This is a genomic window from Streptomyces sp. NPDC026500, from assembly GCF_055567635.1.
The window spans coordinates 117,552-130,948 of sequence record NZ_JBVHQB010000008.1 but is presented as its reverse complement, the minus strand read 5'-3'; the positions used below and the strand labels follow the sequence as shown (position 1 = coordinate 130,948).

General features: G+C 70.6%; 14 protein-coding genes. 9 read left to right on the top strand and 5 right to left on the bottom strand.

Annotated features, from left to right (window positions below; translation table 11 throughout):
- The first annotated feature begins 79 nt into the window (after nt 1-79).
- The 4 genes from ACZ4N5_RS16695 to ACZ4N5_RS16680 all read left to right on the top strand — a co-directional run bounded on the left by ACZ4N5_RS16695 (nt 80) and on the right by ACZ4N5_RS16680 (nt 4,644).
- Nucleotides 80-817: a DUF7873 family protein gene (locus ACZ4N5_RS16695; protein ID WP_453281271.1), complete on the top strand. Its 738-nt coding sequence runs from the start codon at nt 80-82 to the stop codon at nt 815-817.
- A gap of 703 nt (nt 818-1,520) precedes the next feature.
- Nucleotides 1,521-3,419: an FUSC family protein gene (locus ACZ4N5_RS16690; RefSeq protein WP_467757806.1), complete on the top strand. Its 1,899-nt coding sequence runs from the start codon at nt 1,521-1,523 to the stop codon at nt 3,417-3,419.
- Nucleotides 3,420-3,584: 165 nt separating this feature from the next.
- Entirely contained in the window at nt 3,585-4,271 is a 687-nt protein-coding gene (locus tag ACZ4N5_RS16685; protein WP_467757805.1) for a DUF899 domain-containing protein, read from the top strand.
- 199 nt (nt 4,272-4,470) lie between these two features.
- Complete coding sequence (locus tag ACZ4N5_RS16680) at nt 4,471-4,644, top strand: hypothetical protein (protein ID WP_261703432.1); 174 nt, start codon at nt 4,471-4,473, stop codon at nt 4,642-4,644.
- Between the two features lie 305 nt (nt 4,645-4,949).
- On the opposite strand, the gene ACZ4N5_RS16675 is transcribed toward ACZ4N5_RS16680, so the two are convergent.
- Both ACZ4N5_RS16675 and ACZ4N5_RS16670 read right to left on the bottom strand, forming a co-directional pair.
- The gene (locus ACZ4N5_RS16675; RefSeq protein ID WP_467757980.1) at nt 4,950-5,333 is read right to left on the bottom strand and encodes a hypothetical protein; all 384 of its coding nucleotides are present in this window, start codon (nt 5,331-5,333) and stop codon (nt 4,950-4,952) included.
- A 59-nt stretch (nt 5,334-5,392) separates the two neighbouring features.
- Entirely contained in the window at nt 5,393-6,217 is an 825-nt protein-coding gene (locus ACZ4N5_RS16670; protein WP_467757804.1) for an ATP-binding protein, read from the bottom strand.
- Nucleotides 6,218-6,477: 260 nt separating this feature from the next.
- Here ACZ4N5_RS16670 and ACZ4N5_RS16665 point away from each other — a divergent pair, with 260 nt between their 5' ends.
- The 3 genes from ACZ4N5_RS16665 to ACZ4N5_RS16655 all read left to right on the top strand — a co-directional run bounded on the left by ACZ4N5_RS16665 (nt 6,478) and on the right by ACZ4N5_RS16655 (nt 8,505).
- Nucleotides 6,478-7,338, top strand: coding sequence for a helix-turn-helix domain-containing protein (locus tag ACZ4N5_RS16665; protein WP_355855375.1), 861 nt, complete (start codon nt 6,478-6,480; stop codon nt 7,336-7,338).
- On the top strand, nt 7,339-7,617 hold the full coding sequence (locus ACZ4N5_RS16660) for a DUF397 domain-containing protein (protein WP_261703428.1): 279 nt from the start codon (nt 7,339-7,341) through the stop codon (nt 7,615-7,617).
- Nucleotides 7,618-7,701: 84 nt separating this feature from the next.
- The gene (locus ACZ4N5_RS16655; protein ID WP_467757803.1) at nt 7,702-8,505 is read left to right on the top strand and encodes an SAM-dependent methyltransferase; all 804 of its coding nucleotides are present in this window, start codon (nt 7,702-7,704) and stop codon (nt 8,503-8,505) included.
- A 95-nt stretch (nt 8,506-8,600) separates the two neighbouring features.
- On the opposite strand, the gene ACZ4N5_RS16650 is transcribed toward ACZ4N5_RS16655, so the two are convergent.
- The 3 genes from ACZ4N5_RS16650 to ACZ4N5_RS16640 all read right to left on the bottom strand — a co-directional run bounded on the left by ACZ4N5_RS16650 (nt 8,601) and on the right by ACZ4N5_RS16640 (nt 11,754).
- Nucleotides 8,601-10,094 (bottom strand): glutamate synthase subunit beta, encoded by a 1,494-nt coding sequence (locus ACZ4N5_RS16650; protein WP_467757802.1) that lies wholly within the window; start codon nt 10,092-10,094, stop codon nt 8,601-8,603.
- Nucleotides 10,095-10,388: 294 nt separating this feature from the next.
- Nucleotides 10,389-10,868: an anthrone oxygenase family protein gene (locus tag ACZ4N5_RS16645; protein ID WP_467757801.1), complete on the bottom strand. Its 480-nt coding sequence runs from the start codon at nt 10,866-10,868 to the stop codon at nt 10,389-10,391.
- A 190-nt stretch (nt 10,869-11,058) separates the two neighbouring features.
- Nucleotides 11,059-11,754, bottom strand: a complete 696-nt coding sequence (locus ACZ4N5_RS16640; protein ID WP_467757800.1) for a DUF2293 domain-containing protein — start codon at nt 11,752-11,754, stop codon at nt 11,059-11,061.
- Between the two features lie 146 nt (nt 11,755-11,900).
- On the opposite strand from ACZ4N5_RS16640, the gene ACZ4N5_RS16635 reads away from it, so the two are divergent.
- On the top strand, nt 11,901-12,533 hold the full coding sequence (locus ACZ4N5_RS16635) for a nucleoside/nucleotide kinase family protein (protein ID WP_467757799.1): 633 nt from the start codon (nt 11,901-11,903) through the stop codon (nt 12,531-12,533).
- 354 nt (nt 12,534-12,887) lie between these two features.
- Nucleotides 12,888-13,325 (top strand): CBS domain-containing protein, encoded by a 438-nt coding sequence (locus ACZ4N5_RS16630; RefSeq protein WP_467757798.1) that lies wholly within the window; start codon nt 12,888-12,890, stop codon nt 13,323-13,325.
- Nucleotides 13,326-13,397: the final 72 nt, after the last annotated feature.

Below are 13,397 nucleotides of genomic sequence, written 5' to 3'. Positions count from 1 at the left end.
CGGTTCGGAATCCGGCGGGAACCGTCCGGCGCGAATATTGCTTCGAGCTATCCCGGCCGCCGCTGCTACGGTCACCGATGTGGCGAAACTCAATCAGATCATCGCAGTGGAGAAGGGCATCAAGTCCAAGTCCCATCAGGACCTGACGGCTGCTCATCATGGCCTGCAGAAGCCGGCGTTGCTCGCCGGTATCTCGCGGACGTATCAGCCGAAGGACGAGGAGGGCGAGCAACTGCCGCCCGAGTCGACCCGGGTCCAGGTGCAGGCCGAGGACGTGCTGCGGGACACCGCGGCGACCCTGACGCGGCTGTTCGATGTGACCGCCACCAAGGACTGGGCCAACTGCACGGCGAGGGCCGATGTGTTGGTGGACGGGCGCGTGCTTGTCGCCGAGGTGCCGGTGTCCTATCTGCTCTTTCTTGAGAAGCAGCTGACCGATCTCAACACCTTCGTAAGGAAGTTGCCCGTCCTCGACGCCTCCGAGTCCTGGGTGCGGGATCCGTCCACCGATGCCTGGAAGACCGAGCCGGTGCGGACGCTTCGTACGAAGAAGGTCCCCCGGAACCACGTCAAGGCCGAGGCCACCGAGAAGCACCCGGCCCAGGTCGAGGTGTACTACGAGGACATCCCCGTCGGCTACTGGACGACCGTCAAGTTCTCCGGCGCCCTGCCCGCGCGGCGCGTCAACGAACTCCTCGACCGCGTCGAGAAGTTGCAGCAGGCGGTCAAGTTCGCCCGCGAGGAGGCGAACGGCGTGGACGTCGTCGACCAGCGCGTCGGGGACGCTGTTTTCGGCTACCTGTTCGCACAGGGGTAGCCTCTGAACTCCCCGGCCACAACGCACCACGGCCGGGGTGCGCGAGGAGCGCAAGCTGAACCTGAAGCTTGTCGTGAATGCACGGTTCCAGTGGAGGTTCGAGTCCTCCCCGCGGCACCAAACGGCACTCCGGCCTGATGGAGTGTCCACGCGCCGCGGTAGCCCAACTCGGCAGAGGCAGACCGTGATCAATCTCAGACTATTGCTCCAGACTCAGTATTCGCCGCCGATCGCCGGATCGACCGGGCCCAGGCCCCAGTACGTCGAAATGCTGGTTCAAGTCCAGCCCGCGCAGCTCGATGCGTGGTGGTCCAAAGGCAGGACGCGGCGACATAACGACTGACCTGGGTTCTCAAGCGTGCCGGCGTGCGACATGGCGGCATCTCAGGGTCCGGGGGCCGGCTACGCCCTCGGACCCGCTCCTCCTCGTCCTCCGCCCCGAGGTGTCACGTCCCCACGTCCCTCACCTGACCCGTCCTCACGAACGTCTCCTCACGGGTCTCCCGCGAACGTCCACTGATGGGTCTCCCACGAACCTATCGACACCCGTCTCTCCCGAAGAGTCACGTCCGTCTCCCGCGAAGTGTCACGTCGCGGAAATCCCCGCGTTCGTTTTCCGCAGGCAACGCGCACTACCCTGGTAACGACACGAGCCCGGCCGACGTCGCCCGAAGGCACCCCGCCCTCGCCCGACAGGAGCCCCGTGCGCCTCACCCGCCTCGCCGTACCACCCTGGCTCGCCCATGCCCTGCGCGCGCAGCGCGGACCGGTCCCCTGGAACGCGGTCCTGCGGGGCGCGCTCGCCGCCGGTCCGCTGTTGCTCGCGGCCGTACTGAGTGGTCGTACCTCACTCGGAGTGATCGCGGCCCTCGGCGCCATGCTGACGGGGATCAACGACCGGCCGGGCAGCAGGCGGGTCGCCGTCGAGCGGCTCGGAGTGCCGGCTCTCGCCGGGGCCGCCGGTCTGCTCATCGGGTCGTACACCGGACAGCACACCGGCGCCGTGACGCTCACCCTTGTCCTCACCGGGCTCGGCCTGTTCGCCGGAGCCGTCAGCGCGGTCGGACCCGTGGCTTCCGGGTCCGGGACCCAGCTGTTGGTCGCCTCGGCGATCGGGGCCGGGATGCCGTTGCCCGAAGCGGGGTGGGTGCGCGCGCTCCTCTTTCTCGGCGGGGCCGGCTGGCTGCTCGCCCTGCGGCTCGCACTGCCGACGACCGCGGTGAACACCGGGGACTACCGCTTCGACGGGGAGCGGGACGCCGTCGGCGGTGTCTACGACGCCATCGCCCACCTGCTGCTCGCCGCGGGCGGCCCCGACGCGACCCGGCGGCGCGTCGCGCTGACCGCGGCCCTCGACCACGCGCAGGACGCGCTCGACGGGCCCCGGCTGCGGCGATACGCAAGTTCCGCGGCCGAGCGTCGACTGCACGCGCAGTACGCCGCCGCCCTGCCGCTCGCCGAGGCCGCGACGGCGCTCGTCTGGGCGGGCGAGGCCGTGCCCGCACGGGCTGCGGAGGGCCCCCGGCGGCTCGCCGTCGCCGTCCGCACCGGCGCCCCCACCGGTCCGCTGCCGGCGCCCGCCGTCCCCGGTACCAGGTCCGGCGCGCTCGGGAGAACATCCGTGGTACCCGCGCTGCGCGCCCTCCACGACGCCCTGCTGCAAGCCGCCGAGGCCTTCGACCGGGGCACCGGGAACGCCCTGCACACCCGGCGGCGTACCGCTGTGTCGCTCGTACGCACCGTGCTCGGTTCCGCGGGGCGCGAGTACGGCATCCGGGTCGCCCTCTGCTTCGGCGCGAGCGTCGCCGTGGCACAGGCCCTGCACCACGCGCGCTGGTACGGCAACCACCCGCACTGGTACTGGCTCCCGGCGACCGCCGTCTTCCTCGTCAAGCCCGATCTCGGACCGCTCGCCTCACGCGTGCTGTGCCGGGCGGCGGGAACCGTCCTCGGAGCGGTCGCCTTCGCGGGGCTCGCCCTCCTGCTGCCGCGGCCGGAGGGATTCGTCGCCCTGGTCGCGGTCAGCGGCGCCCTCATCCCCGTCGCCACCCGCCACTTCGCCGCGCAGACCGCCGTCGTCACCGTCCTCGTCCTCGCCCTCGTGATGGTCGGAGGCGAGCCGCAGGCCTCCTGGAACCGGATCGTGGAGACACTGCTGGCCTGCGCCATCGTGCTGCTCGTCGGCCATCTGCCGACGCTCGGACAGCGCGGCGGGACCGTGCGGGCGAGGCTGACCCGGGCCACCGAGGCGGCCGACGTCTATCTTGCCCATGTGCTGAGCGACGGCACGGCCCGCGACCGTACGGGCCGCTGGGTCCTGCGCCGGGAGGCCTACCGCGCGCTCGCCGAGGCCCGCGCCGCGATCGACCTCGCCGCCGCCGAACTCCCCGCCCTGGCACGGCACTCCGAGGGAACGGACGAGGTCGCGGCGACCCTTGAACGGCTCGTCGACACGACCACGGCGTGTGCCGTGCAGCTCGACGACACCGGTCGGCTCACACCCCGGCACACCGACCGGATCAACGAACTGCTCGGCGAACTGGCCGAGCGACGCGAGCGGGCGGGACTCCGGGCAGCGCCCGCGCGTCCGCTCGCGGTGTGACGCTCACGGGGGCTCACTCGTACGGTCTTTCGGCGCGCGACGCGCACGGGCCTGCTCGGCCCGCGCCGGATGCTCCCGATCCCCGAAAATCTTGGCGCCATGCCGATGAGTTCCGCTTCTCCCGGGCGTCCACCACAGAGTAGGCACCGTTCACAGGAGGAGCAGATGACGCTTCCGCAGATCGTCTCGCGTGAGGAGTGGCAGGCCGCGCGCGAGGAACTGCTGGTCAAGGAGAAGGCAGCCACCCGTGCGCGTGACGCTCTCAACGCCGAGCGGCGCGGACTGCCGATGGTCGAGATCGACAAGGAGTACGTCTTCGAGAGCGGGGACGGGAAGGCGACGTTGCCCGACCTCTTCCGGAAACGGGACCAACTCGTCCTCTACCACTTCATGTTCGCTCCCGAGTGGGACGCGGGCTGCCGCAGCTGCTCGGCGTTCCTCGACCAGATCGGGCACCTCGCCCATGTGCGGGCCCGCGGAACCGAGTTCGCCGCGGTGTCCCGGGCGCCGTACACGAAGATCCTGCCGTTCAAGGCTCGGATGGGCTGGACGGTCCCCTGGTACTCGTCGTACGACAGTGACTTCAACTACGACTTCCAGGTGTCGATCGGTGGACACGAACCCTACGAGCGGCCCGGGATGAGCTGCTTCCTGCGTGACCGCGACCGCGTCTTCCATACGTACTCCACATACGAACGCGGTCTTGACGGCCTCGGCTCCACGACCTCTCTCCTGGATCTCACCGCGCTGGGACGGCAGGAGGAGTGGGAGGAGCCCAAGGGCCGCGCATCCGCATTGGGGGCACCTGCGGGCAGCGAGCAGGTGCGGTACCACGACGAGTACGAGTTCTGACGCGATTCGGGACGAGGTCCGGCGCGGTTCGGGACGAGGTCCGACGACTTCCGGGGACGAACGCCGGGGACCAGCGGCACCCGTCGCGGGACGGGCCTGATACCTGGTGTCGACTTCGTCTCAGTACCGTCACTTCCCGAGCCGTTCACCCCATGGCAGGCGTTTAACTCTGGAGAGCAGCGCGACATGGAGGTAAAGGGTGAACGGGCGAATGGTGCTGGAGCGCTTTCCCGCCGGCGGACCGCGCGGGTCGTGGCCCGCGGAGGAGTTCGCACAGGCGCGCCGCCAGGAGGGCCAGGCCGCGGAGGTCGTCATGGATCTCGCCTCCGACGCGTTCCTGGTCGTCGTGGGCGGTGCAGACGGCGTCGAGTGAGGGCCGCGGAACCAGCAGCCCATGGGCGCGAGCACCTTCACCGTGAACCGATCCGCCCGTAACGCGAGCAGGAGAAGGGGCAGAAGCAGGGGCAGGGGCCGGGGCTGGGGCAGGTCGCACGTATGGGGACAGTGCCACCATCTCCCAGAGAGTCAACTCAGGGAATCCGTCCGCGTGTCGGGGCCAGGCCGACGGTGTTTCGCGGCGACTGGCGACTGGCGACCGGTGACCGGCTGGCCGGGGCGCACTCCGGACGCGACCGTGAGAGCGTCAGGCGATCCCGGTGAGCCCCCGAGCCGCGGCGCTCACGCGCTGATCGGGCGCGACCAGGCGGGTGTCGTCCCCGTGACCCGGCACAGGGCCAGATACAGAGGTATCGGCGGGGTATACGGAACCGTACTATCCGGTTTGTGGATGAGCCCGGGAATCCGAGGTGAGTCCGGCACGACCGCACCCGTGACGTAGTGGGCGGGCGCCGGCCACGCCAACGCGACATCGGAGTCTGAAGGAACGATCAACCACCAGTGCGCCGGGTCCGCGTAGACGCAGCCCACGCGCGGCAGCCTCGACAGCAGCAGAGGCCCGAAGTGGGCGGGTACCGACACCGCGTCGCAGCCCAGCGGCACCTTCATGCCCTCGGGGACGGGGAGACGCCTCGGCGGCCCGGACTGTCGCCGTCCGCGCTTCATGCGGACGAGCGTGTCCAGGCTCAGGACCCGCGCCGCAGGCCCCGCCGCCGACGTACGGCTCACAGGCTCTCCCGATCCCGATTCCGTTCCCGATGGAGATCCAGATGTAGATCTCGTTCCCGATGCAGATCCCGATCCTGACGCAGATCCCGACCCTGACTTCCGCTCAGGGCGGAGGGCGATTGGGGGTTCCCCACGGTTCCCGCCGCCCAGGATCCCTCCGCCCCGGTGCCTCGAGGGTCGTTCGGGGGCTTCTTCGCGCTCCAGCCCAGGTCCGCCCGCGGGCCGGTGTCGGCGTCGGGCGGGCCCTGGTCGGACCGGGCTTCGCGGGGCCGTCCGGTCGGCCCCGCGGCCGACTCGGCCTCGAATTCGGTGTCGAGCCGGTCCAGTTCGTCCAGGTCATGCCGGTCGTCCGGGTCACCCGGGTTCGGCCAGGTCTCCCGGGTGGTGTCCGTGGTGTCTTCGGCCCGGCCTGCCGCGCGTGCGATCTCCGCCCACACCAGCAGGCCGGGCCCGGTGTCCTGGGCCCCCCAGGCCCTGGACACTGCCGCGACGAGAAGCAATCCCCTCCCGTGCTCCTCATCGGGCCGTTGCGGGGAGGGGTGCGGCTCGCCCGGAGCGCATCCCTCGTCACACACGGCTATGCGCACCAGGTCTTCGGCGTCGTGCAGTTCGCAGACGACGCGTTGCCCGGCGGCATGCACGATCGCGTTGGTGACCAGCTCCGAGACCACGAGGGCCGCCGTGTCGCAGGTGTCCTCGCACACCGCCCAACCGGACAGGCGGGACCGGGTCAGGCGTCTCGCCTGAGCCACGGAGCCCGGGTGTGCGGCCAGCTCGAAGCGGAACCGGCGCTCTGCGGCCGCGCCGGGGTGCTGTCCCATGGCGGCACGGAGACCGAACCGGTCTTCGGCGGCGTCTGTTCCTAACGGCGCGGACGGAATCACGCTTGCCACTATCGCCTCGCCGCGAACACTTGGCAAGACTCACTCTGAAAAATGCAGAGTGCCGTGTGACGCCGTGGGGGCGCGTGGCACACTGCTCGCAACAGCAAGCCGAGCGGCGCCAGTTGGGATCGTCGAGGAAGACGAGGAAGAACCCGGACGGCGCCGGCCGGGCTGTCCGGACTCAGTGGAGGTGGGACGTGAGCGAACCGCGGTCCGCGCCGACGGTCGGCCAGGTCGTCCTCGGCCGGCGACTGCTGGACCTGCGGGAACGCGCGGGTCTCAAGCGTGAGGAGGCCGCGCGGATCCTGCGCGTCGCCCCCGCGACGGTCCGCCGCATGGAGATGGCCGAGGTCTCCCTCAAGATCCCGTACCTCCAGCTCCTGCTGAAGTCGTACGGCGTCAGCGACGAGGAGGCCGAGGCCTTTGTCCAACTGGCAGAGGACGCCAACAAGCCCGGCTGGTGGCAGCGGTTCCACGACATCCTGCCCGACTGGTTCTCCATGCACGTCAGTCTGGAAGGCGCCGCCGCCCTTCTGCGCTCCTACGAACCGCACTTCGTTCCCGGCCTGTTGCAGACCGAGGACTACGCCCGCGGCGTCCTGAAGGCGGGGGCCATCGGGCAGACCAGGCCCGAGGACATCGAGCGCCATGTGGCGCTGCGCATGCAACGCCAGGATCTGCTCACGCGTCAGGACGCACCCCGGATATGGGCCGTGATGGACGAGACGGTGCTGCGCCGCACCATCGGCGGCCCCGAGGTGATGCGTGCCCAGATCGACAAGTTGCTTCAGGCCACGAAGCTGCCCCATGTGACGTTGCAGGTGATCCCGTTCTCCTCGGGTCCGCACCCCGGCACGTACGGGCCCTTTGTGCTGTTCCGATTTGCCATGCCGGAACTCCCGGACATGGTCTACAGCGAGTACCTGACCGGCGCTGTCTACCTGGACGCGCGTTCCGAGGTGGCGACCCACCTGGAGGTCATGGACCGCATGGCGGCTCAAGCCGCCACGGCACATCGCACGAAGGAGATCCTCCGGGATCTCCGCAAGGAGCTGTGAATGGAACGCATCACGCCGGAACGCATCAACCCGCGAATAGGCAACGTGCGCATCTACAACGGAATGCCCGCCCGTGAACTGGGCAGCGAGGGCTGGCACAAGCCGTGGAGCGGCGGAAACGGCGGCAACTGCCTGGAGGCGATGAAACTCGCCGACGGCCGTATCGCCGTGCGTCAGTCGGCCGACCCGGACGGTCCCGCCCTCATCTATACGCCCGGCGAGATGACCGCTTTCATCCAGGGTGCGAAAGCGGGAGAGGCGGACTTCCTTCTTTCCTGAACGACTTGCTTTCTCTTTTCCCGACTTCCCTGAATTTGGTTCTGAGTTGATCACCTACCACGGCGCGGACTTACGGAGACCGTCATGACCGGGCAGCCCCCCATCGGAATCGACACGAGCAAGCCGCATCCCGCGCGGATGTACGACTGGTATCTCGGCGGCAAGGACAACTACCCCGTCGACGAGGAAATGGGCCGTCAGATGCTCACCCTCGATCCGAGGGTGCCGGTGATGGCCCGGGTCAACCGCGCCTTCATGCACCGGGCCACACGATGGCTGGCCCAGAACGGTGTCCGGCAGTTCCTCGACATCGGCACCGGCATCCCGACCGAGCCGAACCTTCACCAGATCGCCCAGGCCGTCGCATCCGACGCGCGGGTCGTGTACTGCGACAACGACCCGATCGTGCTGGCCCACGCGGCAGCCCTGCTGCGCAGCTCGGACGCGGGAATGACCGAATATCTGCAGGCCGATGTGCGGGACCCGGACGCCATTCTCGACGGGGCAAGGAAGGTCCTGGACTTCGGCCGGCCCGTGGCGCTCTCCCTCGTGGCGCTGCTCCACTTCGTCGCCGACGCGGACGGCGCGCACGCCCTGGTCGGCCGCCTGCTCTCCGAACTGCCCTCCGGCAGCTACCTGATGGTCACCCACGCCACCGCCGACTTCACCCCCGAGGAGTCGGCGGCGGCGATCGCGAAGCTCAAGGCGGCCGGCGTCACCCTGGCACTGCGCTCCCGCGAGGAGTTCGGCCGCTTCTTCGACGGCCTCGACCTGGTCGAGCCGGGCGTCGCGGTGGTCCACGAGTGGCACCCGGAACTGGGCGCACCGGTGCCGGGACAGGACGACGGGGTCATCCCCGGCTACGGGGCGGTGGGACGCAAACCGTAGGTCTTGCACGGGAGTTCCGCACCCCGCCGCTGTGTATTCCTGAGCACGGGGACCCCGCGGCTGGGTGCGGACTTTCGGGGCGCGATGTGGCGGCGCTACGCCGTCATCGGCCGGTCGTACGGTCCGATCGGGGCCGGCAGGCGCGGGCGGCCCGCACCGATCAGGGCCCTGTCCACGGCCGCGGCGACGGCCCGGCCCTCGGCGATCGCCCACACGACGAGCGACGCGCCGCGTGCCGCGTCCCCGGCGGCGTACACCCCGGGAACGTTCGTGCCGAAGTCGGCGCCGCGCGCGATCGTGCCACGCGGCTCAAGTGTCAGTCCGAGCTGGTCGATCAGGCCGTCGTGCCGGTCCGGGCCCAAGAAGCCGAGGGCGAGCAGTACGAGGTCGGCGGGCAGGGTCCGCCCGGAACCGGGGATCGGGCTACGCCGCTCGTCGACCTCGACGATATGCAGCGAGCGCACCCGCCCGTCCGCACCTCCGCCGAACTGGAGCGTGGACGCGGCGAAGAGCCGCGCGTCCGCGTCCGCGGCGGGTGCCGTGCCCAGCGCGCCGGCCTCCTCGTGCGCGGCGGAGAGCCGGTAGATCTTCGGATACGTCGGCCACGGCTCGGCATCCTCGTCGCGCTCGGCCTCCGCCTGCGGATAGATGTCGAGCTGGGTCACGGACGCGGCACCCTCGCGCACGGCCGTCCCCAGGCAGTCGGCTCCGGTGTCACCGCCGCCGACGATCACCACATGCCTGCCCGCGGCGGACAACGGAGAGACCTCCAGATCCCCCTCGCACACCCGGTCGGCCAGCGGAAGATACTCCATGGCCTGATGGATGCCGGACAACTGCCGTCCGGGTACGTCCAGTTCGCGCCAGGTCGTGGCCCCTAGCGCGAGAATCACGGCGTCGTAGCGGGCCTTGAGCTCGGTCGCCCCGATGTCGGTGCCGATCGTCGTCGACGTGCGGAACTTGGTTCCCTCGGCGCGCATTTGGGCCAGCCGCCGGTTCAGCTGCCGCTTCTCCATCTTGAAGGCGGGGATTCCGTACCGCAGCAGGCCGCCGATCCGGTCGGCCCGTTCGTACACGGCCACCGTGTGCCCGGCCCGCGTCAGCTGCTGTGCCGCGGCGAGCCCGCTGGGCCCCGATCCGACGATCGCGACCGTCCGCCCCGAGAGCCGGTCCGGCGGACGCGGCGGTGTGAACCCGTCCTCCCAGGCACGGTCGGCGATGGCGACCTCGACGTTCTTTATGGTGACCGCGGGCTGGTTGATCGCCAGCACACAGCCGGCCTCGCACGGCGCGGGGCACAACCGCCCGGTGAACTCGGGGAAGTTGTTCGTCGCGTGCAGCCGGTCGCTGGCCGCCCGCCAGTCGTCCCGTGAGACGAGGTCGTTCCACTCGGGGATCAGGTTGCCCAGTGGGCACGCGTCATGACAGAAGGGGATGCCGCAGTCCATGCACCGGTCGGCCTGTTTCTCGATGATCGGCAACAGGGCTCCGGGAACGTACACCTCGTTCCAGTCCCGCACCCGCTCCTGGATGGGCCGGCGCGGATACTCCTGGCGCGGTGTGGTCATGAAACCCTTGGGATCGGCCATGGCCGTCTCCCTCATATACGCGTACCGATGCGCGACCGCACGGCCGTCGGCCGTCAACGGCCACGGAATCCGGGCGACACTCCTTTCCCGCCACGATACGTCGCCTGCGCATACGCCGCCGTCCCGGACGACAGCGGACCGGGGGCTCGGACCAGGGCTCGGTCCAGGGCTCGACGCGGGCGGACGTGCAGGCGGCTGGGGGAGGGGCGGACGTGCACACGGCTGGGGGCGCGGACGCACACAGTCGTGGGGACGGACGGACGGGTGGCTCAGGCGAGGGGAGGCGCGGACGGCTCAGGTGAGGGCGAGGGCGTACGACACCGCCGCGGCGGCCGCGGCGGCGGTGCGGACGTGGTTCCACATCGTCCACTGGCGCACAAACGTGGGCCAGTAGGCGGCGGCCTGCGGTGTTCCGGGGTCCAGTTTCAACAGCGCGTCATTGCGTGGGACGTTCGCCGCGATCGTCACCCCGAACGCCCCGAACAGATACAGCGCGCTGCCGAGCAGCAACTCCACGGTCCCCTTGTCCGGCAGCAGCACGAAGGTCACCACCGCGAGCACCGAGCACAGCACCGCCGACCCGGCGAACACCAGCATGAACGGGGGACGGACCGCGGCGACGTTGATCGCGTTCATCGCCGCGATTCCCTGCGCCGGCGGCAGCTGGGCGAGCGCCCTCATCACGAACGTCGAGAACCCGCAGAACACACCGGCCACCAGCCCGCAGCCGAGCACCCCCAGCAGCGTCAGCACGAAATACGGTCCATCGATCATGTCCACTCCCGCGTCGAACCGGCCGCACCCAAGATCCTGCACAGCGCCGACCGTCACCACAAGTGAAATCCGCTACGACGACAGTTGCGATGGGCGAGCAACACGTACCCGTGCGTGAGCGTCCACTCATACGTGCCGAGCGTCCGCTCCCGCCCGCCGAGGGTCCGCTCACACCTGCGTGAGCGCTCCATCACGCCCGCGCGGTGATGTCGTCACGCCATTCGCAGAGCCTTGTCTCCACCGTGGCCGCGATCCTGCGGCGCGCCTCGTACCGCGAAACGCCGCTCATCAGCAGTTGGTCGTACGGGGTCTCCGTGTGCCGTACGGACGCGCGGACCGCAGCGGTCACGGCCGCCTCGGACAGCGCGCGGCCCGCCGAGCTCCGCCCGACCCGCCCGCTGCCGCGCACCGAGGCGTGTGCGGCGATCGCTCGCGCCCGGTCGGCCGGACAGTGCGGAAACAGCCGGCGTATCTCCCGCGCGAACGCGTCCATGAAGCGGACATCCTCCGCCTCCCGGCGCCGGGCGTCCCGGGCCCGGCGTCGCCGCCGTGCCTCCGCGTCCGCCAGACACCGCTCCTCGGCCAGGGCGAGCGCCGCCTCCTCGACCATGACGCCCTGTCGCTCGTACCGACCCCGCCGCCGGTTGAACCGCACCACCACGGCCGACAATGTGCTGCCCTCCCGCGATCTGCGCGTCAGCGCGGTGTCACCGCGCGGCAGGAACACCAGGTGTCCGAGATCCGCACAGTCCAGACACCGGGGCGCCCCCTCCTCCAGCACCAGCAGTGCGAGCGGCCCGCTCCGGCACTCGACACAGCGCCGCTTCTTGAGCGGCTGGACGACGAGAAGTCCGCTCCGGTGCGGGGGATCAGCGATCGGTGCCATAGGCGGTTCCTTCCCCGGACCGGCGCCACATCTACGTCGTCGGGCAATACCCCGCACAGCCCGCGCCCCGGCCGACCTGCCTCCCGTGCCCGCTCGCGGCCCGCCGCGCCGACCGGGTCCCATCCCGCTCGCGGCATCATGGCCCTGTGCGACTCGAAGCGATCACCTGGGAACGGCTCGGCGACCTCCTCGCCGACCGTCTGCTCGACCTGAAACCGGAGGACGGCAGCCCCTGGCCGCGCATCGCCTTCGACGGAGCCCCGGCCGCCCGCCCCGGCGAACTCGCGCACCGCGTCTTCGAGGCGCTGCGCATACGGGGCCGTTCCTCGCTGGTCGTCGGCGCGGAGGGCTTCCTGCGCCCCGCCTCGCTCCGGCTGGAATACGGTCACCAGGACGTCGAGGCCTATTACGACGGCTGGTTCGACACCGGCGCGCTCTGGCGCGAGGTCTTCGGGCCCCTCGAACCCGGCGGCGACGGCAGGGTCCTGCCCGACCTCTGGGACCCCGCCACCGACCGGGCCACCCGCAGCCCCTACGTCCAACTCCCGCCCGGCGGAATCCTGTTGCTCCATGGCCCCCTCCTTCTGCGCCACTGGTTCCCGTTCGACCTGAGCGTCCACGTACTCCTCTCCCCAGGGGCCCTCCGCCGCCGTACCCCCGAGGCGGAGCACTGGACCCTGCCCGCGTTCGCCCGCTACGAGAGCGAGGTGGGCCCAGCCACCACGGCCGACGTCCTGGTGCGAGCCGACGACCCCCGCCACCCGGCGTGGAACGGCTGACCGGCGTGGAACGGCCGACCACGACGTCCGCCCCCGTCCCTTCGGCCGCTCCCGTCCCTTCGGCCGCTCCCGTCCCTTCGGCCGCTCCCGTCCCTTCGGTCGTCCCCGTGCCCTCGGCCGCTCCCGTCCCCTCGGCCGTCCCCGTGCCCTCGGCCGCTCCGGTGCCCTCGGCCGTCTCGTCCCCTCGGCCCTTCGCCCGTCCCCTCGGTCCGACGGCCCTCGACTCGGTCCGCCGGCCGCCCGGATACACGTACTTCCAGGTGCGCAGCCCCTGGGGCACGGCGAGAATAAAGGGCGCCGGGACTAGCGGTGTCTTCCGCGCCGCGCCGGCCGTCCGGCACCGGGAGGTACTACATGACCACCGCCGGAGACATCATGCACCGTGGTGCCCAGTGGATCCCCGCCCACGAGACCCTGGACCGCGCCGCCCAGCTGATGCGCGAGCTCAACGTGGGCGCCCTGCCCATCAGCGACCAGAACGAACGCCTCTGCGGCATCCTCACGGACCGCGATATCGTCGTCGGCTGTGTGGCCATGGGCCACGACCCGGCACAGGTCACCGCGGGCGAGATGGCCCAAGGCACACCGCGTTGGATCGAGGCCGGCGCCGATGTCGGCGAAGTGCTCCAGGAGATGAAGGGGCACCAGATCCGCCGACTTCCGGTGATCGAGGACAAGCGACTCGTCGGCATGATCAGCGAGGCCGACCTCGCCCGGCACGTCAGCGACGAACAGCTCGCCGCCTGGGTCGAGAGCGTCTACGCCCGAGGCGCGAGCAGCGCGACGGGCTGACCCAGTCGATCTCCCGACCTTGCCGACCTCCTCGATCCGACCCGACTGGACAGCGGCGCGAAGCGACCGGGT

Excerpts from the sequence above, each read along its gene's own strand:
- ACZ4N5_RS16685 (WP_467757805.1), top strand. The coding sequence starts at position 3,585 with ATGACGCTTCCGCAGATCGTCTCGCGTGAGGAGTGGCAGGCCGCGCGC.
- ACZ4N5_RS16675 (WP_467757980.1), bottom strand. The coding sequence starts at position 5,333 with ATGAAGCGCGGACGGCGACAGTCCGGGCCGCCGAGGCGTCTCCCCGTC.
- ACZ4N5_RS16670 (WP_467757804.1), bottom strand. The coding sequence starts at position 6,217 with ATGGGACAGCACCCCGGCGCGGCCGCAGAGCGCCGGTTCCGCTTCGAG.
- ACZ4N5_RS16660 (WP_261703428.1), top strand. The coding sequence starts at position 7,339 with ATGGAACGCATCACGCCGGAACGCATCAACCCGCGAATAGGCAACGTG.
- ACZ4N5_RS16655 (WP_467757803.1), top strand. The coding sequence starts at position 7,702 with ATGACCGGGCAGCCCCCCATCGGAATCGACACGAGCAAGCCGCATCCC.
- ACZ4N5_RS16650 (WP_467757802.1), bottom strand. The coding sequence starts at position 10,094 with ATGGCCGATCCCAAGGGTTTCATGACCACACCGCGCCAGGAGTATCCG.
- ACZ4N5_RS16645 (WP_467757801.1), bottom strand. The coding sequence starts at position 10,868 with ATGATCGATGGACCGTATTTCGTGCTGACGCTGCTGGGGGTGCTCGGC.
- ACZ4N5_RS16640 (WP_467757800.1), bottom strand. The coding sequence starts at position 11,754 with ATGGCACCGATCGCTGATCCCCCGCACCGGAGCGGACTTCTCGTCGTC.
- ACZ4N5_RS16630 (WP_467757798.1), top strand. The coding sequence starts at position 12,888 with ATGACCACCGCCGGAGACATCATGCACCGTGGTGCCCAGTGGATCCCC.